The 23647-nt window shown below is 61.7% G+C and carries 24 protein-coding genes, 2 tRNA genes and 1 pseudogene; 13 read left to right on the top strand and 14 right to left on the bottom strand.

What is annotated here, in order from left to right; all coding sequences use genetic code 11:
- Nucleotides 1–7: 7 nt before the first annotated feature.
- Entirely contained in the window at nucleotides 8–454 is a 447-nt protein-coding gene (locus tag ACMGFM_RS07440) for a DUF7311 family protein (RefSeq protein ID WP_436901830.1), read from the bottom strand.
- Nucleotides 455–538: 84 nt separating this feature from the next.
- Between ACMGFM_RS07440 and ACMGFM_RS07435 the strand changes: the two genes are divergently transcribed.
- Nucleotides 539–1024: a DUF7382 domain-containing protein gene (locus ACMGFM_RS07435; RefSeq protein ID WP_436901829.1), complete on the top strand. Its 486-nt coding sequence runs from the start codon at nucleotides 539–541 to the stop codon at nucleotides 1022–1024.
- Between the two features lie 3 nt (nucleotides 1025–1027).
- Here ACMGFM_RS07435 and ACMGFM_RS07430 read toward each other — a convergent pair whose 3' ends face one another.
- From ACMGFM_RS07430 to ACMGFM_RS07420, 3 genes are read right to left on the bottom strand one after another with little or no spacing between them, the layout of a single operon-like run.
- The gene (locus ACMGFM_RS07430; protein WP_436901828.1) at nucleotides 1028–2701 is read right to left on the bottom strand and encodes a sensor histidine kinase; all 1674 of its coding nucleotides are present in this window, start codon (nucleotides 2699–2701) and stop codon (nucleotides 1028–1030) included.
- Between the two features lie 58 nt (nucleotides 2702–2759).
- The gene (locus ACMGFM_RS07425) at nucleotides 2760–3104 is read right to left on the bottom strand and encodes a DUF7977 family protein (RefSeq protein ID WP_436901827.1); all 345 of its coding nucleotides are present in this window, start codon (nucleotides 3102–3104) and stop codon (nucleotides 2760–2762) included.
- Nucleotides 3094–4140, bottom strand: coding sequence for a zinc-binding dehydrogenase (locus tag ACMGFM_RS07420; protein WP_436901826.1), 1047 nt, complete (start codon nucleotides 4138–4140; stop codon nucleotides 3094–3096). The genes ACMGFM_RS07425 and ACMGFM_RS07420 overlap by 11 nt, the downstream gene beginning before the upstream one ends.
- Before the next feature lie 117 nt (nucleotides 4141–4257).
- On the opposite strand from ACMGFM_RS07420, the gene ACMGFM_RS07415 reads away from it, so the two are divergent.
- A complete protein-coding gene (locus ACMGFM_RS07415) occupies nucleotides 4258–4896 on the top strand; it encodes a MogA/MoaB family molybdenum cofactor biosynthesis protein (RefSeq protein WP_436901825.1) in 639 nt (212 codons plus the stop codon).
- 82 nt (nucleotides 4897–4978) lie between these two features.
- On the opposite strand, the gene ACMGFM_RS07410 is transcribed toward ACMGFM_RS07415, so the two are convergent.
- Nucleotides 4979–5740: a LolA-like protein gene (locus ACMGFM_RS07410; RefSeq protein WP_436901824.1), complete on the bottom strand. Its 762-nt coding sequence runs from the start codon at nucleotides 5738–5740 to the stop codon at nucleotides 4979–4981.
- Nucleotides 5741–5954: 214 nt separating this feature from the next.
- Between ACMGFM_RS07410 and ACMGFM_RS07405 the strand changes: the two genes are divergently transcribed.
- From ACMGFM_RS07405 to ACMGFM_RS07395, 3 genes are all read left to right on the top strand, one after another.
- Nucleotides 5955–6039: transfer RNA gene (locus tag ACMGFM_RS07405), tRNA-Leu, on the top strand.
- Between the two features lie 536 nt (nucleotides 6040–6575).
- A complete protein-coding gene (locus tag ACMGFM_RS07400) occupies nucleotides 6576–6734 on the top strand; it encodes a DUF7838 family putative zinc beta-ribbon protein (RefSeq protein ID WP_436901823.1) in 159 nt (52 codons plus the stop codon).
- Nucleotide 6735: 1 nt separating this feature from the next.
- Entirely contained in the window at nucleotides 6736–7116 is a 381-nt protein-coding gene (locus ACMGFM_RS07395; RefSeq protein WP_436901822.1) for a response regulator, read from the top strand.
- Between the two features lie 46 nt (nucleotides 7117–7162).
- Here ACMGFM_RS07395 and gcvPB read toward each other — a convergent pair whose 3' ends face one another.
- The 4 genes from gcvPB to ACMGFM_RS07375 all read right to left on the bottom strand — a co-directional run bounded on the left by gcvPB (nucleotide 7163) and on the right by ACMGFM_RS07375 (nucleotide 11375).
- Complete coding sequence (gcvPB, locus tag ACMGFM_RS07390) at nucleotides 7163–8599, bottom strand: aminomethyl-transferring glycine dehydrogenase subunit GcvPB (RefSeq protein ID WP_436901821.1); 1437 nt, start codon at nucleotides 8597–8599, stop codon at nucleotides 7163–7165.
- 55 nt (nucleotides 8600–8654) lie between these two features.
- Nucleotides 8655–9989, bottom strand: a complete 1335-nt coding sequence (gene gcvPA, locus ACMGFM_RS07385; RefSeq protein WP_436901820.1) for an aminomethyl-transferring glycine dehydrogenase subunit GcvPA — start codon at nucleotides 9987–9989, stop codon at nucleotides 8655–8657.
- Between the two features lie 67 nt (nucleotides 9990–10056).
- Nucleotides 10057–10440 carry a hypothetical protein gene (locus ACMGFM_RS07380; RefSeq protein ID WP_436901819.1) on the bottom strand — a complete coding sequence of 128 codons (384 nt, stop codon included), beginning with the start codon at nucleotides 10438–10440 and terminating at the stop codon, nucleotides 10057–10059.
- Nucleotides 10441–10544: 104 nt separating this feature from the next.
- Nucleotides 10545–11375, bottom strand: a complete 831-nt coding sequence (locus tag ACMGFM_RS07375) for a 2,3,4,5-tetrahydropyridine-2,6-dicarboxylate N-succinyltransferase (RefSeq protein WP_436901818.1) — start codon at nucleotides 11373–11375, stop codon at nucleotides 10545–10547.
- 197 nt (nucleotides 11376–11572) lie between these two features.
- Between ACMGFM_RS07375 and ACMGFM_RS07370 the strand changes: the two genes are divergently transcribed.
- The 3 genes from ACMGFM_RS07370 to ACMGFM_RS07360 are packed head-to-tail and all read left to right on the top strand — an operon-like array spanning nucleotide 11573 to nucleotide 15489.
- Nucleotides 11573–12625 (top strand): thiamine ABC transporter substrate-binding protein, encoded by a 1053-nt coding sequence (locus ACMGFM_RS07370; protein ID WP_436901817.1) that lies wholly within the window; start codon nucleotides 11573–11575, stop codon nucleotides 12623–12625.
- Nucleotides 12570–14435: an ABC transporter permease gene (locus ACMGFM_RS07365; RefSeq protein WP_436901816.1), complete on the top strand. Its 1866-nt coding sequence runs from the start codon at nucleotides 12570–12572 to the stop codon at nucleotides 14433–14435. Before ACMGFM_RS07370 ends, ACMGFM_RS07365 begins: the two co-directional genes overlap by 56 nt.
- A complete protein-coding gene (locus ACMGFM_RS07360) occupies nucleotides 14416–15489 on the top strand; it encodes an ABC transporter ATP-binding protein (RefSeq protein ID WP_436901815.1) in 1074 nt (357 codons plus the stop codon). Before ACMGFM_RS07365 ends, ACMGFM_RS07360 begins: the two co-directional genes overlap by 20 nt.
- Before the next feature lie 28 nt (nucleotides 15490–15517).
- On the opposite strand, the gene dapB is transcribed toward ACMGFM_RS07360, so the two are convergent.
- The 3 genes from dapB to ACMGFM_RS07345 all read right to left on the bottom strand — a co-directional run bounded on the left by dapB (nucleotide 15518) and on the right by ACMGFM_RS07345 (nucleotide 17880).
- Nucleotides 15518–16273 (bottom strand): 4-hydroxy-tetrahydrodipicolinate reductase, encoded by a 756-nt coding sequence (gene dapB / locus ACMGFM_RS07355; protein ID WP_436901814.1) that lies wholly within the window; start codon nucleotides 16271–16273, stop codon nucleotides 15518–15520.
- Nucleotides 16270–17196, bottom strand: a complete 927-nt coding sequence (gene dapA, locus ACMGFM_RS07350) for a 4-hydroxy-tetrahydrodipicolinate synthase (protein ID WP_436901813.1) — start codon at nucleotides 17194–17196, stop codon at nucleotides 16270–16272. The genes dapB and dapA overlap by 4 nt, the downstream gene beginning before the upstream one ends.
- Before the next feature lie 234 nt (nucleotides 17197–17430).
- Nucleotides 17431–17880, bottom strand: coding sequence for a DoxX family protein (locus ACMGFM_RS07345; protein ID WP_436901812.1), 450 nt, complete (start codon nucleotides 17878–17880; stop codon nucleotides 17431–17433).
- Between the two features lie 177 nt (nucleotides 17881–18057).
- Here ACMGFM_RS07345 and ACMGFM_RS07340 point away from each other — a divergent pair, with 177 nt between their 5' ends.
- The 3 genes and pseudogenes from ACMGFM_RS07340 to ACMGFM_RS16650 all read left to right on the top strand — a co-directional run.
- Entirely contained in the window at nucleotides 18058–18516 is a 459-nt protein-coding gene (locus tag ACMGFM_RS07340) for a DUF4112 domain-containing protein (protein WP_436901811.1), read from the top strand.
- An 89-nt stretch (nucleotides 18517–18605) separates the two neighbouring features.
- Nucleotides 18606–19691 carry a DUF7972 family membrane protein gene (locus ACMGFM_RS07335; RefSeq protein WP_436901810.1) on the top strand — a complete coding sequence of 362 codons (1086 nt, stop codon included), beginning with the start codon at nucleotides 18606–18608 and terminating at the stop codon, nucleotides 19689–19691.
- Between the two features lie 27 nt (nucleotides 19692–19718).
- A pseudogene (locus ACMGFM_RS16650) lies at nucleotides 19719–19826 on the top strand (DUF7972 family membrane protein); the annotation flags it as partial.
- Between the two features lie 6 nt (nucleotides 19827–19832).
- Here ACMGFM_RS16650 and ACMGFM_RS07330 read toward each other — a convergent pair.
- Both ACMGFM_RS07330 and ACMGFM_RS07325 read right to left on the bottom strand, forming a co-directional pair.
- Nucleotides 19833–20795 (bottom strand): hypothetical protein, encoded by a 963-nt coding sequence (locus ACMGFM_RS07330; RefSeq protein WP_436901809.1) that lies wholly within the window; start codon nucleotides 20793–20795, stop codon nucleotides 19833–19835.
- A 752-nt stretch (nucleotides 20796–21547) separates the two neighbouring features.
- A tRNA-Asp gene (locus tag ACMGFM_RS07325) sits at nucleotides 21548–21620 on the bottom strand.
- Between the two features lie 237 nt (nucleotides 21621–21857).
- Between ACMGFM_RS07325 and ACMGFM_RS07320 the strand changes: the two genes are divergently transcribed.
- Both ACMGFM_RS07320 and ACMGFM_RS07315 read left to right on the top strand, forming a co-directional pair.
- Nucleotides 21858–22085, top strand: coding sequence for a DNA-directed RNA polymerase subunit H (locus tag ACMGFM_RS07320; protein WP_299273843.1), 228 nt, complete (start codon nucleotides 21858–21860; stop codon nucleotides 22083–22085).
- A complete protein-coding gene (locus ACMGFM_RS07315; protein WP_436901808.1) occupies nucleotides 22085–23647 on the top strand; it encodes a DNA-directed RNA polymerase subunit B'' in 1563 nt (520 codons plus the stop codon). The genes ACMGFM_RS07320 and ACMGFM_RS07315 overlap by 1 nt, the downstream gene beginning before the upstream one ends.

The following is a 23647-nucleotide window of genomic DNA, read 5'->3' as shown; positions in this document are numbered from 1 at the left end:
TTCGTATTTAACTGTACGGCTCGACGGTGACCACCCGCTCGCCGTCCTCGACAGTCAGACGCAATACGAGTCGAAGGCTGTCATTCAAGTTCGTCAACTTGACCGACCCGCCGTCGGCGTGCCGTATCGGGACTGAGATTGCCTGTTTCTGTGTCACGCCGCCATCGACACGGTAGGTGACACGGGTCACGTCGTCGACACGCTCGAATTTCACCTGCGCTGGTTCGGCCAGCAGCCGTCCACGCTCGTGCATCTCGAGGGTGACAATTCGGCGTGGTCCCGGGCCTTCGGCCGGTTCTTCGAGTTCGTACAGCGAACTTGCGGCTGACTCGACAGTCTGTATCTCGCCCTCTATGGTCTGCTCGCCTCTGGTCGTGGCGACCTGGTCGGCGGCCGTCACAGCGGTGCCGACAATGGCAGTCGCAAGGACGAGCACGAGCGCGTATCTGATCACGGTCGCGCTGGTTACGTCACAGTACTTGAATCTCCGGTCGCGCTCGTCCGAGCGTTCAAATACCGAGCCGCGGCCACACTGCCCGTGTTCAGTCCATTCCGCGCCGACGAACGAGCGGTCGAGGGGATGCCGATTCGACTGGTCGTCGCCGTTACAGTCGGCATTGCTGCGTTCTCGCTGCTCGTTCCGATGGCCGACAGCGTCGAACAGGCTGACCGGACTGAACTGACTGTCGAACCCGAACCTCGGCAGGTGCTCGTGGAATCAGCCGACGAATCGGCTACCGTTCGCGTCGATGTCGTGACCACCGACGGCGCGCCAGTTGCGGGGGCGACTGTCCTCGTCTCTGGTCGGTCGCTGCCGGTCGACGATGGGCCGATTCCAATTGAGGCAGGGGCAGACGGATACGCCGAGTTCACTGTTGGCACCGACCCAACGGCGAATGTGACCGTTTCTTTCCGCTCGCGCCAACATCGCGGCACACTCCAGTTGCACGTCCGTCCACCGCCATCCTCGGAGTATCGTGACAACCTCGACAATCCCGGGCTGACGGTCCGGCGCGAGGACTGACTTTCAGGGCCGCGAGAGCCGAACCCGAACGGTACAGCCGTCGTCGTTCTCGAAGTCGATTGTCCCGCCGGCACGCTCGACAACCCACGTCACCAGCCACAGGCCGACGCCGCTGGCGTGCTGCAGCGCGGTCTCTTGCCCAGAGAGGAGTGTTTGAAGCTCTTGGTCTTCGATTCCTGGGCCGTTGTCGCTGACTGTGATGACGACGTAACTCGAATCCGACGCGCCTTCATCCACGCCAATCACCACGCGTGGTGTGTCGCTGTCGTTGTGCTCGATAGCGTTCGTGACGAGTTCCTCGAAGGCGGCGACGAGTGCGCTTCCACCGTCGACAACCACCTGCTCCGGGAGGTCGATACTCACAGATCCAGTTGCCACATCAAACCCATCCACTCTGTGGAGTTCTCTGAGTTCGGCTGCGATGTCAATCTGGTCGCCCTGCTCTGAGTCGAGCATCCGCGAGAGGCGACCGAGTTTGTTCGAGCGGGCAACAATCGAGTCGATAGCGGTCTTTCCGTCCGCCAGATTCGACAGGGCGTCCTCGCTCTCGACGCTGGCCTCTGCGAGTTCGATTTTCCCGCGAACGAGGTTCAGTTCGTTTCGGATGTTGTGTCGTAACATTCGGTTGAGCACGTCGAGTCGCTGTTCACGCTGGCGGCGGCGGGTTACGTCTCTGAGACTGAGGACACGTCCCGAGACGGTTCCATATCCCCGGGAGAGTTCCGAGACGCGGACATCGTAGAACGTCCGCTTACCGTCCTGGTCGAGTTCGACCTGCGTCTGGCTATCGTCTCCGTCGAGAACATCGCTGAGGGCTGGCACCAGCGTGGAGAGTTCTGTTCCGAGTGCCGCTCCGACTGACTCGCCGAGCACAGCCTCGCCGGCCGGATTCGCGTCGACGATTCGGCCGTCGCCGGTCAAGATAATCACCGCGTCATCGAGTTCGGTCAACACCGCCTCGCGCCCGGCCTCGCGGGTCGCTGGCGCAATGCCTTCGAGTTCTGCCTCGAAGACAGCGACGGCCAACAGGAGCGCGGCGAGCATGTATCCAATCCCACTCGGGTCGATTCCCGGCGGCAGCGTGCCGAAACTGTACAGCGCGTTCAGTGTCAGCGGGAGCACCACAGCAGCCAGCACCGTCGTCCCCTGCCACCGATACAGTTGGTTGGTTCGGAGCACAAGACGGAGGACCAGCGCCGCCCCCGCGGCGAGCAAGAGATACGAGTAGACCTGATGGCCCCAGAATCCGAGGCCGTACTCCACATCGAGAACAGTGAAGCCGCTGTAGGTAATCCGTTCGACACCCGTCCAGACGAGGTTGTGGTCGCGATTCGTCCAAACGAGTGCCCAGAAGGCCACTGGCTCGACGAGCAGTCCCGGATAGACCCACCCCGGAATCTGGTGGTCGGTCCCGGTGTATTCCAGCGCAAACACCAGCCACACCGCCGGCAGCACGGCCGACAGCGACAGCGCAACGCCGGTCCACAGTTGCATCGTCTCGATGCCCGACTGCGTGACTTCGAGCGCCTCGACGGTGGCCCAGAGGCTCGCACTCGCTGCGAAGACTGCGAGCGGTGTTGCACCCGGCTGGTCGCGGTAAACCAGCGCGAACCCGGCGGTACAGAGACCAACAACGGCTGCAAGAAAGATGAGCGGGAAATACAGCGAGCCAATCATCAGAGTTAGCTCGCAGTTCGTCGTTTCATAGTAAAAATGACCCGCCTCGGCCGCCCGTTCACTCGAAAGACTGAGTCCGGAGTGCCGCCCAGACGGCGGTAATGCCGAGCAGGATTGCGGGAATCATCGGCATCGCGAGATAGGCCTGTCGCCGCGACAGCCCCAGCGACGCCAGCAGCGACTGTGCCTGCGGAATGAACAGTATCAACACTGGAATAACGAAAAAGCAGACGAGGACAACGCCGACGAGGAGCCAGCCTCGCCAGTCAATCTCCTCGGCCGGTTGGACCTGCTTCGGCCGGCCGGTCTGCTGGCCGTGGTCCGACGGCTGGTCCGGGTCATCAGTGCTGTCAGGCTCTGTCGTTGTGGAATCTGTCGGTCCCTGTTCGGGGTCAGGCGTCATACACGCTATCTGGTTTTACAACCACCTTGCCAAAGCCTTCACGCTCTTCGATGATCTCGTGAGCGCGGTCGGTTTCGCTCATCGGAAGCACTTCCCGAACGCGTGGTTCGAGTTCACCCTCCCAGACGAGGTCGAGCACCTCGTTGGCCTGGCTCGGGGTCGCCATCGTCGAGCCGATGACCTCGAGCTGGTTCCAGAAGATTCGGTTGATGTCTGTCTCTGGTCGGCCGCCGGTCGTCGCGCCGCAGGTGACGAGTCGGCCGCCCTTCGTGAGGCTCTTCAGCGAGTTCTGCCACGTCTGTGCGCCGATGTGGTCGACGACCATATCCACGCCGCGGCCGCCGGTCATCTCCAGAATTTCCTCGGCGAAATCGTCTTCTTCGTAGTTGATGGTGTGGTCAGCACCGACCTCCTCGGCGTAGTCGAGCTTCTCGTCGCTACTTGCCGTTGCGTAGACCTCTGCGCCGGTGTACTCGGCAATCTGGACTGCTGCGTGGCCGACGCCACCGCTGGCTCCGAGGACGAGCACATCCTCGCCGGCCTGCAGTTCACCGCGTTCGATAAGCATTCGCCAGGCAGTCTGGAAGACGAGTGGCGATGCGGCGGCGGTCACCCAGTCGACGTGCTCCGGCACTTCGACGAGATTCGACTCGGGCAGGGCAGCGTACTCGGCGTGGACGCCGCGGACGTGTTCGCCGATGATGTGAAAGCCCGGCGAGAGTGTTGGGTCGCCGTCGTGGTCGAACTCGTGGCCCTCGCTGGGAACGCCAGCGAGCAGTGCGACACGGTCCCCTTCCTCGAATCGTGTCGCACCGGGTCCTGTCTCGGCGACGACGCCTGCACAGTCACTGCCCGGGATGTGTGGCATCTCCAGGTCAAGTGCTGGCATTCCCTTGCGTGTCCAGATGTCGAGGTGGTTCAGCGCGCCTGCTTTGACCTCGACGAGTACCTCGCCACGGCCTGGCTCGGGGTCTTCGAACTCGCCGTACTCGATTACGTCTCGGTCACCGTGTTCGTCGAATTGGACTGCCTGCATATCTGGACAGACGAGCAGAGCGCTCAAAATGGTACTGGTCGGCTGACTCGCTATCGCGTGGGTGACAGGTCAGTCACGCCCGTGGGACTTTTCTATCACCCGAGTGTCGGACCCGGTATGGTCGATTTCCAGTCCCGTGAACCCCGCACACAAACTGACGACGAACCCGAGGAGGAGGAGGAACCTGCGGAGGAACCCGAGGCCGACAGTGAGTCCGAGGAAGAACAAACCGAACAGTCGGCCACGGCCGCCGAAGCCGAGGACGGACTCGCCTACGCCGTCGTCACCGTTACTGCCGAGCGGTCGATGGCCGATGACACGCAAGGCGATGCGGTCGTCGAAGTCCTCGAAGACGCGGGCGAGTCAGTTACTACTCGCGACCTCATCAAGCCCTCCTACGACGGCATCCAGAGCACGCTCACGACACTTGCCGAGCGCCGCGATGTCGACGCCGTCATCACCATCGGTGGGACCGGCGTCGAACCCGACGACGTGACTGTCGACGCCGCCGACCGACTGTACGAGAAGCGCCTCCCCGGTTTTGGTGAACTGTTCCGACAACTTGCACACGACCAGCACGGGACTGCCGTCGTCGGCACACGAACGACCGCCGGTATTATCGACGGCGCGCCAATTTTCTCGGTTCCCGGAACTATCGACGGCGCAATCCTGGCTACTGAGGATATTATCATCCCCGAAGCACCATCGCTCGTCGCAGACGCTGCGATGCAGGACGCCGGTGCTGACCACTCCTGAAGAAGGTAGCAGGATTCCTCCAGAACGCTCTGAGTAAACGGAACAGTGCTGTGGTCCGGATATATACTGGCCGAGACGGAACTCAGCAGGGCGCAATGATGGGGTCTACCGCTCCCCAGTCTGTGTAGTCGATGATTGCCTCCTGTGTCTCCACGCGGCGCAGTCGTCGGCTCTCGACGCCGACGTAGTAGGTGACAGGCGTGTCCTGCGTCTCCAGTTCGTAGACGTACGTTCGTGTTCCGTCGATGGTTGTGGTTCCACTCGGTGTGAGTGACTCCGATTCCGGGTTAGCAACGTCCTGTTCGACAGTGTCGGCGTCGGCCAGCGACGACACGTCCATTCCACCAGTCGTACTGCTGGGAACCGGCGTACAGGAGCCGTCGGCGACGATGTACTGTTGTCCGTCGACAATGTACGTCCTGAGCGTGTCTCCCTCGATCGCGACGACGCTGTAGAAGTTTCCGTCGTCGAACGCTCCTGTAACCGGCTCGCCCAGTTGAGGGACGGAGACGCTGAAGCGATAGTTGTTCTCGAAGGCCACCTCAAGCTCTCCGAGTGTGGGTTCAGTCGTCTCCTCTTCACTCTCTTCGTCCGTCTGGTCGGCTGTTTCGTCGCTTTCGTCTTCTGTCCCTCCGGTTGAATCATCGCTTTCCTCGTCTGTTCCTTCGGCCGTCGATTCGTCTGTCGGTTCAGATTCGTCTGGCTCTTCGTCAGTTTCGTTTGTCCCGGCCTCTGGGTCAGACGTGTCCGCGCTGTCCGCTCCGTCGTCTCCTCCACCGACACACCCGGCAACCGCGAGCGAACTTCCGACTGCTATCGTCTGTAACAATCGTCTTCGTTGCATGCCACTGAACTGTTCTACGAGTATAAATATCTATACGGTAAGGTCCGGCTTGTCGGGAGGCTGCTGACTGTGCTGACGGCACGCTTTTTGTTACCCCCTGTCTTTGGCGGCTTCTGTTCGTTTCTGTCCCGAGTTTTCTTGGTGGCTCTCTTCGCTGTGTGTCGGATAGCCAATTCGTAACCGCTTTTCGGCTCCCCGACAGACCAACGAATGCGCGAGGGTGGCTGAGCTAGGCCAAAGGCGGCGGGCTTAAGACCCGCTCCCGTAGGGGTCCATGGGTTCGAATCCCATCCCTCGCATAGCGAACTCTCCCGAACTTGCGAGCGGGGAGCGTAGCGACCCGCGAGCAATACTGACTCGAACGAACGTGAGAGTCATGTCTGCGAGTCGTCGGGATTCGAAGTAGGAAAGTCACAGCCCGGGAAGCGAACGGAGTGAGCGACCCGGAATGTCTTTACGTGGTTCGAATCCCATCCCTCGCATGTGAGGTCGAGCGTAGCGAGACCTCAGTCAACGAACGGCGAGCATCGCGAGCCGTGAGTAGCGGGAGGCTGAGCAGAGCGAAGTCTCCCGAACATGTGAGCGGGGAGCGTAGCGACCCGCGAGCAATCCTGACTCGAACGAACGTGAGAGTCATGTCTGCGAGACTGCGTCTATCATACCACTCAGCACGAATGATAGTTGTTTGTCACGTAGCTGCGGGAGTGACTCGCCGATGACTTCCCAACAGCGTGACAGCGTCGGAGTCCAGCATAGCGGCCGCTACTTCACTACGCGTGTTGTTCTGGCTATAAAAACCGAATCCACTTTATCCCAGAAGCTGAAATATGGGTGTATGGAACTACAGCGAGAGTGTCCGGAGTGTGGCGCCTCAGAGTTTTACCGGGCCGCGAGCACGAAAATGCACCTCGGAACCAAAGTCAAGTGGCACTGTACGGAGTGTTCGTACGGGTTCATCCAGATCGGCAGTGCCGTCGACAGCGCGAGCGCATAATATGGCTTCGTCCATCGAAGTGCTCGTTGTCGACGAAGACGAAGATATGCTGGAGTTAACAGAAACGTTTCTCGAACGTGAGAGCGACCGAATTGACGTGACAACGGAGAAGCGGCCACCTGAGGCTGCTGAGCGCCTCGTCGACGGCGAGTTCGACAGCGTGGTGAGCGACCTTCGGATGCCACAGATGGATGGCATCGAACTCTGTCTAGAAGTCCGCGAACACCGACCAGAGCTGCCATTTTTCCTGTTTACTGCCGCCAGTCTGGACGATATCAAGTCGACCACTGGCAGCGAAGAGTTGAGTGCTATCGTCCAGAAAGGCACCGGCACGGAACACTACACCGACCTCGCCGAGAAAATCACGACCGCTGCAGACTAAATACTCTCTTTATCAGGACAAAACGCGCCTGAACTCGTTCAAGAGATCACTCGTTCTTGTCGTCGAGCGCCTGCCAGGACAGCCGTGGCGTTCGCGCCGCACTCACCTGGTCGATACGGCGGGCGGCGGTTCGTTCTGGTGCGGCTTCGATGGTTTCGGTTGACTCATCGCCAACGGCGTTGAACGCCGCTGCAAGTTGGTCGAGCGTTCGCTTGTTTTCGATTTCGGTGGGCTCGGTCATCAGCGCCTCATCGACAATTTCGGGCCACTTCGTCGTCGGCGGGTGGACGCCGTAATCGAGCATTCGTTTGGCAACGTCGGCGGCATCTTGGTCGCCCGCGCTGGCGACGAACTCGTGATGGAAGGGACCGAACGGAATCTCGTACTCGAGTTGCTCGGCCAGATAGTTGGCGTTCAGCACTGCCTTGGCGCTGGCGTCGGTCAGCCCCTCGTCGCCGAGGCGAGCGATGTAGGCACAGGTTTTGACGAGAACGAGCCAGTTGCCCTGGAAGCCGTGGACCTTTCCAATGGAGTGTGCTGGCTCGAACAGCTCGTAGCTGCCGGCCTGCTCGCGAACCTGTGGGTCTGGGAGGAAGTCTGCGAGTTCGTCGACGACACCGACCGGGCCCGCACCGGGGCCGCCGCCGCCGTGTGGCGTTGCGAACGTCTTGTGGACGTTGTAGTGCATGATGTCGAAGCCCATGTCGCCGGGTCTGGCACGGCCAAGTAGGGCATTCAGGTTCGCACCGTCGTAGTACAGCAGGCCGCCGGCGTCGTGGACCATCGCCGAGATCTCTTCGATATCACGCTCGAACAGTCCGAGCGTGTTTGGGTTGGTCAACATCAGCAGCGCAGTCTCGTCGCTGATTGCCTCTTCGAGCGCCTCGATGTCGACACGCCCATCGTCGCCGCTTGGGAGTTCGACCACATCGAATCCTGCGAGCGCGGCACTTGCAAAGTTCGTTCCGTGCGCGCTGTCGGGGACGATAATCTCCGAGCGCTCGTCGTCGTTGTGTTCGTGATACGCTTTCGCGACCAACACGCCAGTATACTCGCCGGCCGCACCCGCGGGAGGCTGGAGAGTAACGGCATCCATCCCGCCAATCTCGGCGAGATACTCGGACGTTCGGCCGAGCAGTTCGAGCGTGCCCTGCAGCGCTTTTTCCGGGCGGTCAGGATGGACCGCACCGCTTGGGTGTGCGGCCAAATCCTCGGTGAATTTCGGGTTGTACTTCATCGTACACGAGCCCAGCGGGAAGGGGCCGCTCTCGACGCCGTAGTTCATTTGCGAGAGCCGGGTGTAGTGTCTGGCCAGTTCTGGCTCCGACAGGTCGGGCAGTTCGAGACTGTCCCGCGTCAGGTCGTCAGGCAGCGGCGTGTCGACATCCACTTCCCTGTTGTTCTTCTCCGAGAGCAGCGGTTCGTACGCCTCGCCGTCGGTCCAGCGGGCCTGATCGTACGCGAACCCGTCGTTGTCGCTCATGCAACCACCTCCGAGTCTCCGACCCGGCGTCGTTGCGTTCGCTCACTCCATTCGCTCATGCAACCACCTCCTGTACCGCGTCAACCAGTCTCTCTGTGCTGTCCTCGTTCGTCTCGGTCACACAGAGTTGGAGCAGGTGTTCGTCGACAGCGTGGACCGCGAACCCTTCGTCGACGAGTTCGTCCGCGATGGCCTGTGCTGGCTGGTCGGTCCGTGCCAGAAACTCTCGGAAGTGATGTCGGTCGTGGACCGGCGCGGCGACGCCAGTAATCTCATCGAGTTGGTCTGCAAGCTCCGTCGCGCTCGTGATACAGGTCCGCGCGAGGTCAACCAGTCCCTCGGGGCCGAGAGAGGCGGCGTGAATCGCCGTCCGGAGCGCGACCCACGCCTGATTCGTGCAGATGTTGCTCGTGGCGCGCTCACGGCGGATGTGCTGTTCGCGCGTCTGCAGCGTCAGCGTGTACGCTCGTCGGCCGGTGCTGTCCTCGCCCACGCCGACAAGTCTGCCCGGAACCTGTCGGAGGAACTCTTTCCGGGTGGCGAACATCCCCAGTCCCATCCCGTAGGCCGTCCCGATTCCGAGCGTTGCAGCGTCGCCGATGACGACATCTGCGCCGACAGCGTCGGGTTCTTCGAGGACCGACAGCGCGACGGGGTCCGAGCCGAGTGCAAACAGTGCCTCGTGCTCGTCCGCAATGGTTCCAATGTCTGCGAGGGACTCTTCGATGACGCCCCGGACTGTCGGACTCTCCGCGTACAGCAACAGCAGGTCGTCGTCAACCAACTCCTCGATTGCTTCGACATCGGCCGCACCATCGACCATCGGATAGGACTCGACAGTGAGGTTGGCCCCGTCTGCGTAGTTTTCGAGGACCCCGCGTTTGCCTTCGTGGAGGTGTTCCGGAACGAGCACTCGGTTGCCCGTCGTCGCTCGGACGCGAGACGCGAGCGTCGCCGTCTCGCCGAGGGCTGTTGCGGCGTCGTACAGCGAGCAGTTCGCCACGTCCAGCCCTGTGAGTTCGACGAGCATCGACTGGTACTCGAACAGGGCCTGCAGAAAGCCCTGTGCGATTTCGGGCTGATACTGTGTGTACGAACTCAAAAACTCCTGGCGGTCTGAGAGGTGGTCGACCAGCGATGGCACGTAGTGGTCGTAGTGACCGCGGCCGAGAAACTCCGTCAGGTCGTCGTTGCGGTCCAGCATCCCCCCAAATTCCTGTCGGACAGCGCGTTCGCTGCGCGATTCGATGTCAAACTCGCCGTCGAAACGAACTCCCTCGGGGATGTCGAAGAGGTCGGCTTCCGTCGCCGCGCCGACCGCGTCGAGCATCTGTTCAGTTTCAGCGGGTGTGTGTGACGCGTAGGGACTTCCGGTATCGTGTCCGCCCATTATTGTTCTCTTGGGCTGGATGTACGGAATTGTTTTGGTTCACACAGCTCATACTGGGACGTTCTGGCTACTCGGGTGGCTCGTCGTCTCCGGTTGAGTCCCTCGCCTCTTGATAGCCACTGCGAAAGGCACTGACGAACAGGATGGCAACGGCGACGCCGACAATCCCCCAGATGCCGAGCAGTTCTCGCCCGCTGGCAAGCGATGAGATACTCACCACGATGGCCAGCAAAAAGAGAATCACGGGAATCAGCCGAATCCGGAGTACCGACAACCCGTCGTTGGTCGCACTCAAGTACAATTGGGGGAATGCGTACCAGAACAGCCCAAGATAGACGAACGTCGCCAGGCCCATCCACTCCCCAAAGCCGACAGTGGACTCGATACCGCCAACCAGCAGCGTTCCGACGCCGCCAGACACTCCGATAGCAATTGTCTCACGAGAAACCATTGTCAGGTTTCGACGCCTCACGAATAAAAAGGTGCGTGCAGAACGCCTCGCTCAGATTGCTGTCGTGAACCGCGAACAAAATTGCTGGATACTCGTCGTACTGCTTATTCTCGCAGCGCGTCCTCGCGCTCCGTCCCTTCGAGGGTTTTCTGCTCGATATCTGTCGCGACGACAGCGGGCTTGTACGCGCCGCCCTCGAACAGGTCGTGGTCGCCGACAGAGGACTCGACGTACCGGATGAACGCGCGTCGCTCCGGCGGAAGTTCGCCATAGATAATCTCCTCTTCGACGAGGTCGTAGACCGGAATCCGTGGCGTCAGCAGGGTATTCTCGCCGACGACGCTGTTCTCGCCGACGATGAATCCAGACGTCACTCGACAGCCAGCACCCAGCGAGACGCCGTCTTCGATGATGACTGGTGCGTCCTCAACTGGTTCGAGGACGCCGCCGACCAGCGTGTTTGCGCCGAGTTTCACGTTGTCCCCGACCTGTGCACAGGAGCCGACAGTGTCACAGGAGTCGACGAGCGTCCCATCGCCGACACGCGCGCCGATGTTGACGAACGAGGGCGACATCATGATGACGTCCGAGCCGATGTTCGCGCCGCGGCGGACGACGGTTCCGTTCGGGGTATTCCGAGAGCCACGGCGACCGTAGTCGTCCGAGTCGGCCAGTGGGAGCACGTCGTTGTAGGTCACGTCGCCGTACTCGTACTCCGAGATTTGTCGGAGGCCGAAATTAAGCAGGACGCCCTGTTTGACCCACTCGTTGGCCTCCCACTCGCCGCCGGACTTTTCAGCGGCGCGAATCTCGTCGTCTTCGAGTGCGTCGACAAAGTCCGCGAGAACGGTCAGGTCTTCCATGCTCGTTTCGGCGTCGATTTCGCCGTCTTGATACTCTGCCCAGAGGGTCTCGATCTCGGATTGTAGGCTCATGTCAGTGTGCTCGGGAGCGCCGGACTTGGTGGTGACGATTGCACACTCACTGCGCTCTGTTTTCGGGCGTGCGCTCTATTCAGACCAGATAACCCCGCGAAACCCTACCCCACAGGACGCTGCCACGAACTGGGAGCAGTGAAACAGCTGAGCCGAGAGCACGCATATTAAGTACCACCCAGTGTGACCACACAGTAATGAAGCGACGTACGTTCCTGGTTTCGGCAGGCGCAGCGGCGACGGCAATGGCAGGCTGTCTCTCATCGGGGGGTCCCGCTGGCGGGAGCGACTCGCTAGTTGTCGGGACATACAGCTCCTTTATCGACTCACCGTCCTCGTCGCCGGGGGCGTGGCTGAAATCGGAGTTCGAGTCCGAGTTCGACACCGAGTTGATCTGGCAGACGCCGAGCAACGAGTTGAACCACTACATCCAGCGCAAGCAGGCCAGCGTTGACATCGAAGCGGACGTGTATCTCGGACTGAACACCGACGACCTCGTGCGCGTCGACAACGCACTCGACGACGACCTGTTCACTGAGGCCGGCGATGTCGACGGCCAGTCCGACGTGAAATCCGGACTGCAGTTCGACCCGCAGAGCCGTGCTATCCCCTACGACACGGGCTATATCAGTCTCGTCTACGACGGCACCGCGATGACCGCGCCCGAGACGTTCGACGGACTCCTGAACGAGGACGTGGCGGGCGACCTCATCGCGCAGAACCCCGGCAGTTCGGCGACCGGGAAAGCCTTCGTCCTGCACACGATCAAACAGTATGGCCCGGACGGCTACCTCGATTACTGGGCGGACCTGCAGGCCAACGGCGTGCAAGTGCTGGGGTCGTGGTCCGACGCCTACGGTGCCTGGAGCAACGGCGAAGCGCCGATGGTCGTCTCCTACTCCACCGACCAGGTGTTCGCAGACGAATCCGGCGATGACCTCGACAAACACCAGATTCGATTCCTGAACGACCAGGGCTACGCCAACCCCGAGGGGATGGCGATCTTCGCGGAAAGCAACCAGTCCGACGCCGCTCGCGAGTTCATGTCCTTTGTCCTGCGACCGGAGATACAGGGCGAAATCGCCGTCCGGAACGTCCAGTTCCCGGCGACAGAGACGGCCGAGGTGCCCAGTGACTACGCCGAACTGGCCCAGCAGCCGCCCGAACCAGTCACGTTCACGTACGAGGAACTCGATGGACAGGTCAGTGGCTGGATCGAAGACTGGGAGCGACAGTTCGCAGGCAACTGAAGCCGTGAGCGACAGCGACGGGGCGGACGGGCGAACGCGAGGGCGGCTCCGGGAACTGACCGAGCGACGGTCGCTTCCGGCACTCGCCGTCGCGTCTGTCGCTGTCCTCGTTGTCGTCTTTTATTATCCGGTCTCGACGGTGTTCGTCGATGCCGTTCTCATCGAGGGTCGACTGACACTCCGGGTCTTCAGAGATATTCTCACTGACCCCTTCTATTTCGGAGAACTCGCGCGACTGCTCGCGGGTAACTCACCGCTCGCGGTGGCCGAGGCCATCCTCACGGGCAACGCACGGCTCGGAATCGTCGGGTTCACTGCGTATCAGGCCGCGCTGTCGACGGTCGCCAGCGTCCTCCTCGGGGTGCCACTGGCCTATCTGCTGGCACGCTACGAGTTTCCCGGCCGGGAGACGATTCGCTCAGTGACGATTCTGCCCTTCGTCCTCCCGTCGATAATGGTTGCAGTCGGGTTTTACGCCACCTTCGGCGCAGATGGGACGCTCAACGCGGCGCTCGCGCTGGTCGGCTTGGGACCCGTCGACCTCTTACCCTCGCTCACGGCCATCGTCGTTGCTCACGCCTTCTACAACGCGCCGCTGGTCGCCCGGATTACGACGGCGGCGTGGGAGTCCGTCGACGCCAGCGCCGTCGAGACGGCCCGAAGTCTCGGCGCCAGTCCGCACCGGGCGTTCCGTGACGTGGTGTGGCCGCAGGTCGCGCCCTCGATTTTCATGGGCGCGGCGCTGACGTTCGTGTTCACCTTCGGGACCTTCCCGATTGTTCTCGCGCTCGGCGGCTTCGAGCTGGCGACCGTCGAGGTGTTCATCTACCGGCTTATCCGCGACCTGAACTACGCCGAAGGCGCGGCGCTTGCGCTCGTCGAACTCGCCATCTCGCTGGCACTGCTCTACGGCTACCTCCGGTACGAGGCGGCGAACACTGTCGAATCCGGTGGCATCAGACCACAGGAGCGCAGACCGTTGCGGCCGCCGTCGCTGTCGGTCCGGGAACTGCTCCCGCGCGTGGGATTGGCCGCCTACGCCGTCGTCGCGGTCGTACTCTTCGTTGCCCCCATCGCGAGCATGCTGTACGCCAGCGTCTCGGGCCCGACCGGACTCACGCTGGAGCATTATCGCTTTCTCGTTGAACGCCAGACGACGGGGGCGGCCTTCCAGGTCCGGCCAGGGCCGGCGGTCAGGAACTCGCTGCTGTTCGGCGCGGCGGCGCTGGCCGTTGCACTCCCGATGGGCGTGGTCGTCTCGGTGCTGACGACCCGGAACTATCGCGGGCGGACGCTGGTCGGTACCGTGGCGATGGCACCGCTTGCCGTCTCGGGGATTATCGTCGGCTTGGGGCTGCTCCGGGGACTCGTCTTCGGCGTCGAGGTCGGAGACTGGCGTCTCGCCGTCGGCGGCCCGCTCGCGATTATCGCCGCCCACGCCGTCGCGGGTTATCCCTTCGTCGTCCGCATCGTCGCACCGGAACTCGACGCCCTCGACAGCCAGTTGACCGAGTCCGCGCGGGCGCTGGGTGCGTCCAGAGCACGCGCCCTCCTCGACGTGGAACTCCCGCTGGTCTGGCCCGCGGTGGTCGCGGGCGCGGCGTTTGCCTTCGCGCTCTCGGTCGGGGAGTTCACCGCGACGGCCGTCCTCGCGTCAGGAACTGGTCAGTACACGATGCCCATCGCAATCGAGCGGTTCGTCGGCCGACGCCTCGGTCCCGCGACGGCGATGGGCGTCGTCCTGCTGGTCGTGACCAGTGTGAGTTTCCTCCTTATCGACCGACTTGGGGGTGACCGCGTTGGTCTCTGACTCCGTGCTCGAACTCGACCACGTGACGCGACGCTATGGCGGGACGACCGCCGTCGATGACCTCTCATTGTCGGTCGCCGACGGGGAGTTCTTCACGCTGGTCGGGCCGTCTGGGTGTGGAAAGACGACAACGCTCCGGCTCATCGCGGGCTTCGAGGAGCCGACGACCGGCACCGTCCGGTTCGGCGGGACGGACGTGGCCGGCGTGCCACCCGAGGACCGCAACGTGGGCGTCGTCTTCCAGAACTACGCGCTCTTCTCACACATGACCGTCGGCGAGAATGTCGCCTACGGCCTGAACTTCGCGGAGCCTCCGGGCGGCGTGAGCGACGAACAACGCGTCGCGGAACTGCTGGAGTTGGTCGATTTGCCCGACACGCAAGCGCGGGACCCGAGCAGCCTCTCGGGCGGCCAGCGCCAGCGTGTCGCCATCGCGCGTGCGCTGGCTCCCGGGCCGGACGTACTCCTGTTGGACGAACCGATGAGTGCGCTGGACGCGAAACTCCGGGAACGGCTCCGGGTGCAGGTCCGCGAGATTCAGCAGGAACTCGACATCACGACCGTCTACGTCACCCACGACCAGGAGGAGGCGCTCGCGGTGTCGGACCGCGTGGCCGTGCTGAACGAGGGGAGAGCAGAACAGGTGGCCACGCCGCGGGACATCTACCACCGGCCCGAGTCGCGCTTTGTCGCGGAGTTCATCGGTGATAACAACGTCTTCGAGGGTGCGGTGCAGGCGGTCAACGGGGATACGGCAACAGTGGCCGTCAGCGGGGAGACGCTTTCGGTCGATATCGGTGACTGGAGCGAGTCGTCAGTCTCGGTCGGCGACCGTCTCACGTTCTGTGTACGACCGGAGGAACTGGGTGTCGATTCCGGTTCAACTCGGCTCACAGCGAAGGTCACGAGCGCCGAGTTTCTGGGCGAGACGACACGGGTCCGCCTGGACTGGTTGGGGCAGGAACTCATGCTCCGGACCCGCGAGACGCTGGACGGTGATGTGACCGTCGGGTTCGACCCCAAGGATGCCCGCGTCATCGAGTGCCGCGAATAACAGACGGGTTGACGCGCTGTCGTACCCGTTACGTCGCGTCGATAACGTCGCCGAATTCGTACCGTCCGGCCTCCTGTCCAGCCAGCCAGACGGCGGCGTCGAGCGCACCGGCGGCGAACACTGCACGGTCCTCGGCGCGATGGGACAGCGAGAGTACCTCGTCGTTGCCGGCGAGGATGACCTCGTGTTCGCCCCGGATGTCGCCAGCGCGGCGGACGAGCATCCCGACTTCGTCGTCCTGCCGTGGCTGAATCCCCTCTCGGCCCGGTACCGTCTCGAAATCGCGGTACTCGCTGACCTCTTCGAGGATGGTCTTCGCGGTACCGCTCGGCGCGTCGCGTTTGCCATTGTGGTGGGTTTCCATCACCTCGACATCGTAGTTCTCCAGCGCGTCGAGGGCGGGGCCGAGCGTTCTGAGTAGGGCGTGGACGCCGCGGGCGAAGTTCGTCGCCTTTAGCAGCGGGACTGCCTCGCTAGTTTCTTCAAGCACAGCGAAGCCGTCGTCACCGAAGCCCGTCGTCCCGACGACGAGTCCAACGCCCGCTTCGGCACAGGCCGTTGCGAGGTCGAGTGTCGCTTCCGGCACGGTAAAGTCAATCACGACATCGGGGCCGTGTTCAGCTACCGCCTCGGCCGTCTCGCCAGGGTCGTAGACCGGTAGATCCAGATTGGTGTCGTTCACGTCGATGCCAAAGGTCACCGTCAGGTCGTCGCGGTCGCGTGCGGTTTCGTAAATCGTCTCGCCCATTCGCCCGGCGATACCGTTGATCCCGACTGTCGTCATTGCTCACCCCGCGGTTCGACCGGATTGGCCTCGTACTCGGCGAGCAGCGATTCGAGTCGGTCACGGTTTGCCGGCGTAATCTCGGTCAGCGGCGGTCGGAGCGTCCCGGAACTGTAGCCACGAATCTCCATGGCGGCTTTGACCGGAATCGGGTTGGTCTCCCAGAACAGCGCGCGGAACAGCGGCCCGAGGTCGTGATTGCGCTCGCGTGCGTGCTCGAAGTCACCGTCGAGTGCTGCCCAGACGAGGTCGCTCATTCGCTCGGGTTCGATATTCGCAGCGACACTGATACAGCCGGTGCCACCAACCGAGAGGATTGGCAGCGTCTCGCCGTCGTTGCCCGAGAGGACGTCGAACTCCTGGTCCTGCGTCTTCTCGACAATTTCGCTGACCTGATTCAGGTCGCCTCCAGCGGCCTTGAATCCCTGAATGTTCGGGTGGGTCGCGAGGTCGGCAACGGTGTCCGGTTCGATGTTCTGGCCAGTTCGGGAGGGGACGTTGTAGACGATCTGCGGGAGGTCGACAGCGTCGGCGATGGTTTCGTAGTGCTCGATAAAGCCGCGCTGTTCGGGTTTGTTGTAGTACGGCGAGATGAGCAGCAGGGCGTCCGCGCCGGCGTCGGCGGCACGCTGTGAGAGTTCCAGCGCTTCCTGCGTGTTGTTCGAGCCACTACCGCCGATGACTGGAACGTCGACTGCGTCGACGACAGCCTCGATAACTTCGATGTGTTCGTCGTGGCTGACCGTCGCGGATTCGCCGGTCGAGCCCATCGGAACGAGGCCGTCGACGCCACCGGCTTCGAGTCGCTGGGCGTCTGCGCGGAGTGTTTCGTAGTCGATACTGCCGTCATCGTGGAATGGCGTACACATCGCCGGATAGACGCCGGCGAAGGTGTCTGCCCCCGTGGGTAGTGAACGTGTCATTGTTGGCTGTGATTGGTCGCTGTTCGTCTTGAACTATCCTGTATTCGTCGGTTTCTCGCCCGCGATGACCCGGGACGGAGACGCCACCTCCGCCGCGAGCCTGCTCACCGCAGGCGCTTACCGCGAGAAAAGGCCACACCAGCCGCTTGTCGACCAACATCGACTGCGGCAGTGGTGTGTCGCATATACGAATGTGTGCGAACCGAGAAGTTATGTGTTTTGATTACTGGCGACTCAGAACAGCCCGAGGTTCACTGCGTAGGGCCATTCGAGAAAGCCGAGGATGACAAAGGCCAGCGCGCCGCCGGCCAGTCCGATATTTTTCAGAAACTGAATCATCTCGTCTTGCTGGTCCTCACCCTCGACAGCCCAGAAGTTGTGCATTGTCACTGCGGCGACGACGAGAAAGCCAGCCAGTGCGAGTCCAGCAACCACCGGCGCGACGCCGGCAACGATGCCGAGGCCCCCAGCGACGAGCACCAGTCCCGACGCAATCACCGAGAGTTTCGGCGCGGGCAGTCCCTTGAACGAGGCGTACTGACTCATCTGGTCGAGTTGCATGAAGTGGTTCAATCCCATGAAGGCGAGAATCACGCCGAAGAGGACACGCGCCACGAGAAACAATTCGTCACCGCCTGCCTGTTCCGCGAGCTGTAACGGAATTGGGTCGATTTGTAGTATCATTATGCAACCTACTGTAGATAAGATACCAATATATGTGTTTGCTATCATGAACCTCAGTACGTGACACGGATGCCACCGGGATGTCTCCTCGAAAATTGCCAACAATTGGAATTTTGGGGCGGACATCGAGATGACTTCCACCCCTCAGGCTTTACCTCTCCAACTCGGATGATCCCTATGACCACACACTTCGAGTCTCGCTTCGATGTCGACTACGATGGTGAACTACCGGAAAGCGTCGACGAGGCGGCTCTCAAGCGGATGGAGACCGTCGCGTACGTACTCGACGAGAGTGTACGAGTCCCCGGAATTGGCGTCCGAATTGGTGTCGACCCGCTTCTGGGAGCAATCCCCGTCGCTGGCGACGTGATGAGTGCCGCCTTCTCATTGTATATCGTCGTCGAGTCGGCGTATCTTGGAGTCTCCTTCACGACGTTGCTGGAGATGCTCGCCAACATCACTATCGACGTGGCGGGTGGCTCCATCCCCTACGCCGGTACTGTAGTCGACGCGCTCTGGAAGGCAAACAAGCGCAACGTCGAGCTCGCACTCGAGGATCTTGCCGAAGCGGTGGAGACAGACGGGTCCGGCGACGAGGCGGCCGGTATCGACATCCCAGTCGAAACTCACGACTGAGCGAGGTCGCTGAGGGGTACGTCCTCGTCACCTCGGCATGACCCAACGTCAGCGTCCGATATTTAACTGATGAGCGGGATACGGATGGTATGAGCGATAGTGAGGGGAGTCGCCCGAGCGACACGATGCGAGAGCGCGTGCCGGAGAGCAGTCGGAAGTTCTGGCTACTGCTGAACGCGAATCGGTGGCTGGTCGCCGCCGGAATCTCGGGGGTCGTGTTCCTCGTGCTCACTATCGTTGGACAACTCCACCCGACCGGAACACCCGGGCTGTTCAGCCAGGCCGACCCCATCGAGACGCTGTTCCAGGGTCTGCTCACGGCCATCATTACCGGTGTCACGCTCGTGCTCACACTCAGCCAGCTCGTACTCTCCCAGGAACAGGGGCCGGTCGGGGACCAGCGCGAGCGCATGGAGGGTGCGATGGCGTTCCGGGAGGATGTCGAGGATGTCATCGAGGAACCTGTCAGTCCCGCCCAGCCCTCGGCGTTTCTCCGGTCACTCGTGAAACTCACGCGGCGGCACGCCGAAGCCGTCTCGGACGCCGTCGAAGACATTGACGACGAGCCTCTCAACGACCAGGTAGCCACGTTCACGGAGAACCTGAAGCGAAACGCCGACGCCGTCCAGAGCAGTCTCAAAGGCTCTCAGTTCGGCGAATTCGACGTCATCTTCTCGGCACTGAATTACAACTACTCGTGGAAGCTGTACGCGGTCCGCCGCATCCGAGCAGAGAACGAAGACGTGCTCACTGAAGAAGCGCACCACGCGTTCGATGAACTCAGCAACGCGCTCGAGTTGTTCGGACCGGCGCGCGAGCATTTCAAAACGCTGTACTTCCAGTGGGCGCTTATCGACCTTTCCCGGATGATGCTATACGCGTCCATACCCGCACTCCTCACGGCGGTCGGAGGCATCATCTACCTCGAACCGGCGCTGTTCCCGGGGACCGTGTTCGGCGTGCGCACGCTCGTCGTGGTGGTGAGCGCGGGTGTGGCTGTCTCCTTGCTGCCGTTCGCATTCCTGTTCTCGTACATTCTCCGTATTGTCACCGTGGCGAAGCGCACGCTCTCTATCGGGCCGTTCATTCTCCGCGAAACTGACCGGTCCCGTGACCTCGACTGGGGCGAAACCGATGCGAAAAATGAGGCGGACGGTGGCGACGAAGGTGAGTGACCCTTATACTGTGGCTTCGTCGTCTTTCTCGCTTACAGTTTCCGGATTGGGACTGTCGCCAAGCAGACACTCGCAATTGGCCCGTTTGTCCTCGAGGAGTCGGACGCCGACAGCAGGGCCGGCAGTGACCGCTGACTTCCCTCACAGCCGCAGTACGTCTCTGCTCGGCGAGACGAAGGGATGGTTGTAGACGGCCTGAGACGCAACACCGAGTCCAGTCCCGACCCAGAGCGTGTACGGGTGAATCGACGGGAGATAGAGGCCGAAGGCCCCGCTGTAGATGAACGCCAGACTGCCGAACAACACGACCAGAAACCGGGTGTTCAGTGTTGTCAGGAAGACGAACTTCGCCGGCGTCGAGGCGGTGACGGGAGCAATCTCGTTCGCCAGCCGTTCGATGTCGAACGGTGCCGGAAGGTCTTCGGGGACGATTCGTGTCAGTCTGTACTTCACGCACGCGCTCGCGAGCGCCGCGGTTCCAATCCGACCCTGGCCGCCGTCCTGCAGTGGCGCGATACTCTGTGACGCCTCGGACGGGAGCGAGGCCCGCAGCGCGAGATACATTTCGAGTCGGTCGGTCGAGAGGTCGGGTCCGAACTGCACCTGTATCCACGCGAGTGCGCCCCGGGCCATCACCGCGGCACCGACGACGAGTCCGCCGACGAGAACCGTGCTGACGACGGTGTGGTCGCTCGAAACTGCCGCTACCGGCAGAAGTGCACTGAGCGCTTCGGCCGTGTAACCGAGCGTCCCGACGATTGGCTGGTTCCAGACGAGCAGCGGCACGACGAGTGCAGTGTTTGCCAGCACCAGCGTCCGGTCTGTAATCACTCGCCACTCGGGCCGCCGGTCGGTCTCCTCGTGTGTCTGTTCCTCGACTCTGAGAGCCACTCGCTGCAGGACGTCGACGAGCAACACGAGCGACAGGAACACGAACACGGGTATGACGGCCACTGCCAACACCGGATTCTCGGGGTCGACCCACCTGCCCTGTCTGAGCGTGACGGCCACCCCGAAGACGAGTGCCTGCCCCGCGAGTACCCGCGGGTCACGAAGTCGGTCAGTGAGGACTCCGAACAGCGGCGATGTCGTCGCGCTAGCCATCCTGTTCGATATCTCTGGGGCTGTTCGAGGGTAATATTGACGGCTGGCTGGCAGTCACCGAAGTCCGGCTGTCTTCACCTTCTCGCTGCACTGGCAGAGATGAGTAATCCCGTGACGAGCACACGCTACACAGTAGTCTCGGAGCTGATCAGCGTCACAGTCCACCTGAAGCGGGAGTGAGCAGACGCCCCGCGTCTGCGAACTTCGTGGGACTCCGTCCCGCGGGAGTGGGCGGTCCTGGACCGCGCACGCCGACCGACCAAGTCGGTCGGAATTTGAACCTTGGTCGTTCTGCTCCGCTTCACTCCCTGCTTCAAATCCCGCCGTGTCGTTCGTAGATTTCCAGTTCTGTCGCTCGGCGACGAGACGCCTCACTAAAAGTCTGAAAATCAAAGGAACGCCCGAGGCGGGAGTGAGCAGACGCCCCGCGTCTGCGAACTTCGCGGGACTCCGTCCCGCGGGATTTGAACCCGGACGACTTCGCTCGCTTTCGCTCACTCGTCGTGTGGTTCAAATCTCTTCTGTCAGCGTTTCCTAAACACAGTTGCTCACGACACAGCAAGCTGGTCGTTCGCGTTGTGTTGAGAGAAAGCGCCCGAGGCGGGATTTGAACCCGTACGGAGACGTTCCTGCTCACTCCGTTGCGCGGGCGTGCGACTCCTTGTGTTCAAATCCCTCGTTCGTCGCACACAAAATTCAGTCGTCGTTCGCGACACGCAAAGCGGTCGCTCACTGAGTTGAATTTCAAGAAGCGCCCGAGGCGGGATTTGAACCCGCGTCACAACCGTGACAGGGTTGTATGATGGGCCACTACACCACCCGGGCTTGCTCGCATATCTTCGTATCCCGGTTATAGTATTAAGACTTTCCAAACGGCGACGGGACGCGGCCCGGAGGTTTATATACGCGCCTGCTGTACTGTGAACTGTACACATAGCGCAGTCCCACTCTGTGCGATGGGGTCCGGTAGCTCGTGCCAGCGGGATTAGCAACTATTATGTAGCTTCCGGATATAATTGACTGTAGTATCTCGAAGAGCTTCTTAGCCGATAAGCCCCACTCATGGTAGATGTAAGCAATCACACACTCGTACCGGACCACAACCTCCTCGAAGAGGGCGAACTCGAGGAGGTTCTAGAGGAGTATAACATTCAGAAAACAGACCTGCCGAAGATCAAGCGCACGGACCCGGCCCTGACCAAGGAGGCAGAGGTCGGCGACGTCGTGAAGATCGTACGGGACTCACGGACCACAGACGAGGCTGTGGTCTACAGACTGGTGGTGGAATAATGAATATCGAAGACAAACGCAACATATCACGGGAGTATTTTTCACGCGAACGGCTCGCAGAACACCACTTCCGGTCGTTTAACGCTTTTCTCGACCGGGGAATGCAGGAGGTCGTCGACGAGAAGGCGACCATCGAAACCGACATCGGGGACAAAGAGGGCGAGGAACCGGTCTACGTCGAACTCGGCGACGTTCGGATCGTCACGCCCCGCGTCCGAGAAGCAGACGGCAGTGAGGAACTGCTGTACCCACAGGAGGCCCGACTCCGGAACATCACCTACTCCGCGCCGGTGTTCATGGAGATGGCCGTCATCAAAGGCGGCGAAGAGGAAGAAGAAGTCGTCGTCGACCAGACCGAAACCAAGATTGGCCGGATGCCAATCATGGTCGGCTCCGACAAGTGTAACATCGCCGATTTCACCCGCGAGGAACTGATCGACATCGGCGAAGACCCTGCCGACCCCGGGGGGTACTTCATCGTCAACGGCTCCGAGCGAGTGCTGATGACCAGCGAGGATCTGGCGCCGAACAAGATTCTTGCCGAGACAGACACGAAATATGGCGACACCATCGAAGTCGCGAAAACCTTCAGCCAGCGTCGGGGCTACCGCGCGCTGGTGCTCTGTGAGCGAACGCGAGACGGGCTACTGGAAGTCTCGTTCCCGTCCGTGTCGGGCAGCGTCAACTTCGTCACGCTCGTGCGTGCGCTCGGACTCGAATCTGACGAGGAGATTGTCCACCGCGTCAGCGACGACCCCGAGATTGTGAAGTTCATGCTGGAGAACTTGGAGGCTGCCGACGTGCAGACGACCGAGGAAGCCATCGAATCCCTCGGGAAACGCGTCGCCTCCGGTCAGGGCAAAAACTACCAGCTCAAACGTGCCAACTACGTCATCGACCGGTATCTGCTCCCACACCTCCACGAGGAGGGCGTCGAGGAGGAAGATGTCCGGATCAACAAAGCGTACTATCTCTGCCGGATGGCCGAGGCGTGTTTCGAGCTTGCACTCGACCGCCGAGACCCGGACGACAAGGACCACTACGCCAACAAGCGTCTGAAAGTCTCGGGCGACCTGATGCGAGACCTGTTCCGGACGGCGCTGAATAAACTCGCACGGGACGTGAAATACCAGCTCGAACGAGCGAACATGCGAAACCGTCAGCTGTCTGTGTCGACGGTCGTTCGGTCGGATGTGCTGACCGAGCGCCTCGAACACCCGATTGCGACGGGGAACTGGGTCGGTGGCCGCTCTGGCGTGAGCCAGCTGGTCGACCGGACCGACTACATGGGTGTGCTGAGCCACCTGCGCCGGCTTCGCTCGCCGCTCAGTCGCTCACAGCCACACTTCGAGGCACGAGACCTGCACGCGACCCAGTGGGGTCGGATCTGTCCGTCGGAGACGCCCGAGGGACCGAACTGTGGACTGGTCAAAAACTTCGCACAAGCGATGGAGCTGTCCCAGAACGTCGAAGACGAACAGGAGCTGAAACAGGAACTCGCACAGATGGGAGTCGAGGGCATCCCAGGCATCGAGAGCGTCGAACAGCCCGCAGACGACTAA

It is taken from the genome of Halovenus halobia, assembly GCF_051414135.1.
Lineage (GTDB): Archaea > Halobacteriota > Halobacteria > Halobacteriales > Haloarculaceae > Halovenus > Halovenus halobia.
The sequence above is the reverse complement of the archived record's forward strand: the minus strand, read 5'-3'. Positions and strand labels throughout refer to the sequence as shown.

Bases quoted from the DNA above. Each gene is read 5' to 3' on its own strand.
- ACMGFM_RS07430 (WP_436901828.1), bottom strand. From the start codon at position 2,701: ATGATTGGCTCGCTGTATTTCCCGCTCATCTTTCTTGCAGCCGTTGTT.
- ACMGFM_RS07425 (WP_436901827.1), bottom strand. From the start codon at position 3,104: ATGACGCCTGACCCCGAACAGGGACCGACAGATTCCACAACGACAGAG.
- ACMGFM_RS07420 (WP_436901826.1), bottom strand. From the start codon at position 4,140: ATGCAGGCAGTCCAATTCGACGAACACGGTGACCGAGACGTAATCGAG.
- ACMGFM_RS07415 (WP_436901825.1), top strand. From the start codon at position 4,258: ATGGTCGATTTCCAGTCCCGTGAACCCCGCACACAAACTGACGACGAA.
- ACMGFM_RS07410 (WP_436901824.1), bottom strand. From the start codon at position 5,740: ATGCAACGAAGACGATTGTTACAGACGATAGCAGTCGGAAGTTCGCTC.
- ACMGFM_RS07400 (WP_436901823.1), top strand. From the start codon at position 6,576: ATGGAACTACAGCGAGAGTGTCCGGAGTGTGGCGCCTCAGAGTTTTAC.
- ACMGFM_RS07395 (WP_436901822.1), top strand. From the start codon at position 6,736: ATGGCTTCGTCCATCGAAGTGCTCGTTGTCGACGAAGACGAAGATATG.
- gcvPB (WP_436901821.1), bottom strand. From the start codon at position 8,599: ATGAGCGACAACGACGGGTTCGCGTACGATCAGGCCCGCTGGACCGAC.
- gcvPA (WP_436901820.1), bottom strand. From the start codon at position 9,989: ATGGGCGGACACGATACCGGAAGTCCCTACGCGTCACACACACCCGCT.
- ACMGFM_RS07380 (WP_436901819.1), bottom strand. From the start codon at position 10,440: ATGGTTTCTCGTGAGACAATTGCTATCGGAGTGTCTGGCGGCGTCGGA.
- ACMGFM_RS07375 (WP_436901818.1), bottom strand. From the start codon at position 11,375: ATGAGCCTACAATCCGAGATCGAGACCCTCTGGGCAGAGTATCAAGAC.
- ACMGFM_RS07370 (WP_436901817.1), top strand. From the start codon at position 11,573: ATGAAGCGACGTACGTTCCTGGTTTCGGCAGGCGCAGCGGCGACGGCA.
- ACMGFM_RS07365 (WP_436901816.1), top strand. From the start codon at position 12,570: ATGGACAGGTCAGTGGCTGGATCGAAGACTGGGAGCGACAGTTCGCAG.
- dapB (WP_436901814.1), bottom strand. From the start codon at position 16,273: ATGACGACAGTCGGGATCAACGGTATCGCCGGGCGAATGGGCGAGACG.
- dapA (WP_436901813.1), bottom strand. From the start codon at position 17,196: ATGACACGTTCACTACCCACGGGGGCAGACACCTTCGCCGGCGTCTAT.
- ACMGFM_RS07345 (WP_436901812.1), bottom strand. From the start codon at position 17,880: ATGATACTACAAATCGACCCAATTCCGTTACAGCTCGCGGAACAGGCA.
- ACMGFM_RS07340 (WP_436901811.1), top strand. From the start codon at position 18,058: ATGACCACACACTTCGAGTCTCGCTTCGATGTCGACTACGATGGTGAA.
- ACMGFM_RS07335 (WP_436901810.1), top strand. From the start codon at position 18,606: ATGAGCGATAGTGAGGGGAGTCGCCCGAGCGACACGATGCGAGAGCGC.
- ACMGFM_RS07330 (WP_436901809.1), bottom strand. From the start codon at position 20,795: ATGGCTAGCGCGACGACATCGCCGCTGTTCGGAGTCCTCACTGACCGA.
- ACMGFM_RS07320 (WP_299273843.1), top strand. From the start codon at position 21,858: ATGGTAGATGTAAGCAATCACACACTCGTACCGGACCACAACCTCCTC.
- ACMGFM_RS07315 (WP_436901808.1), top strand. From the start codon at position 22,085: ATGAATATCGAAGACAAACGCAACATATCACGGGAGTATTTTTCACGC.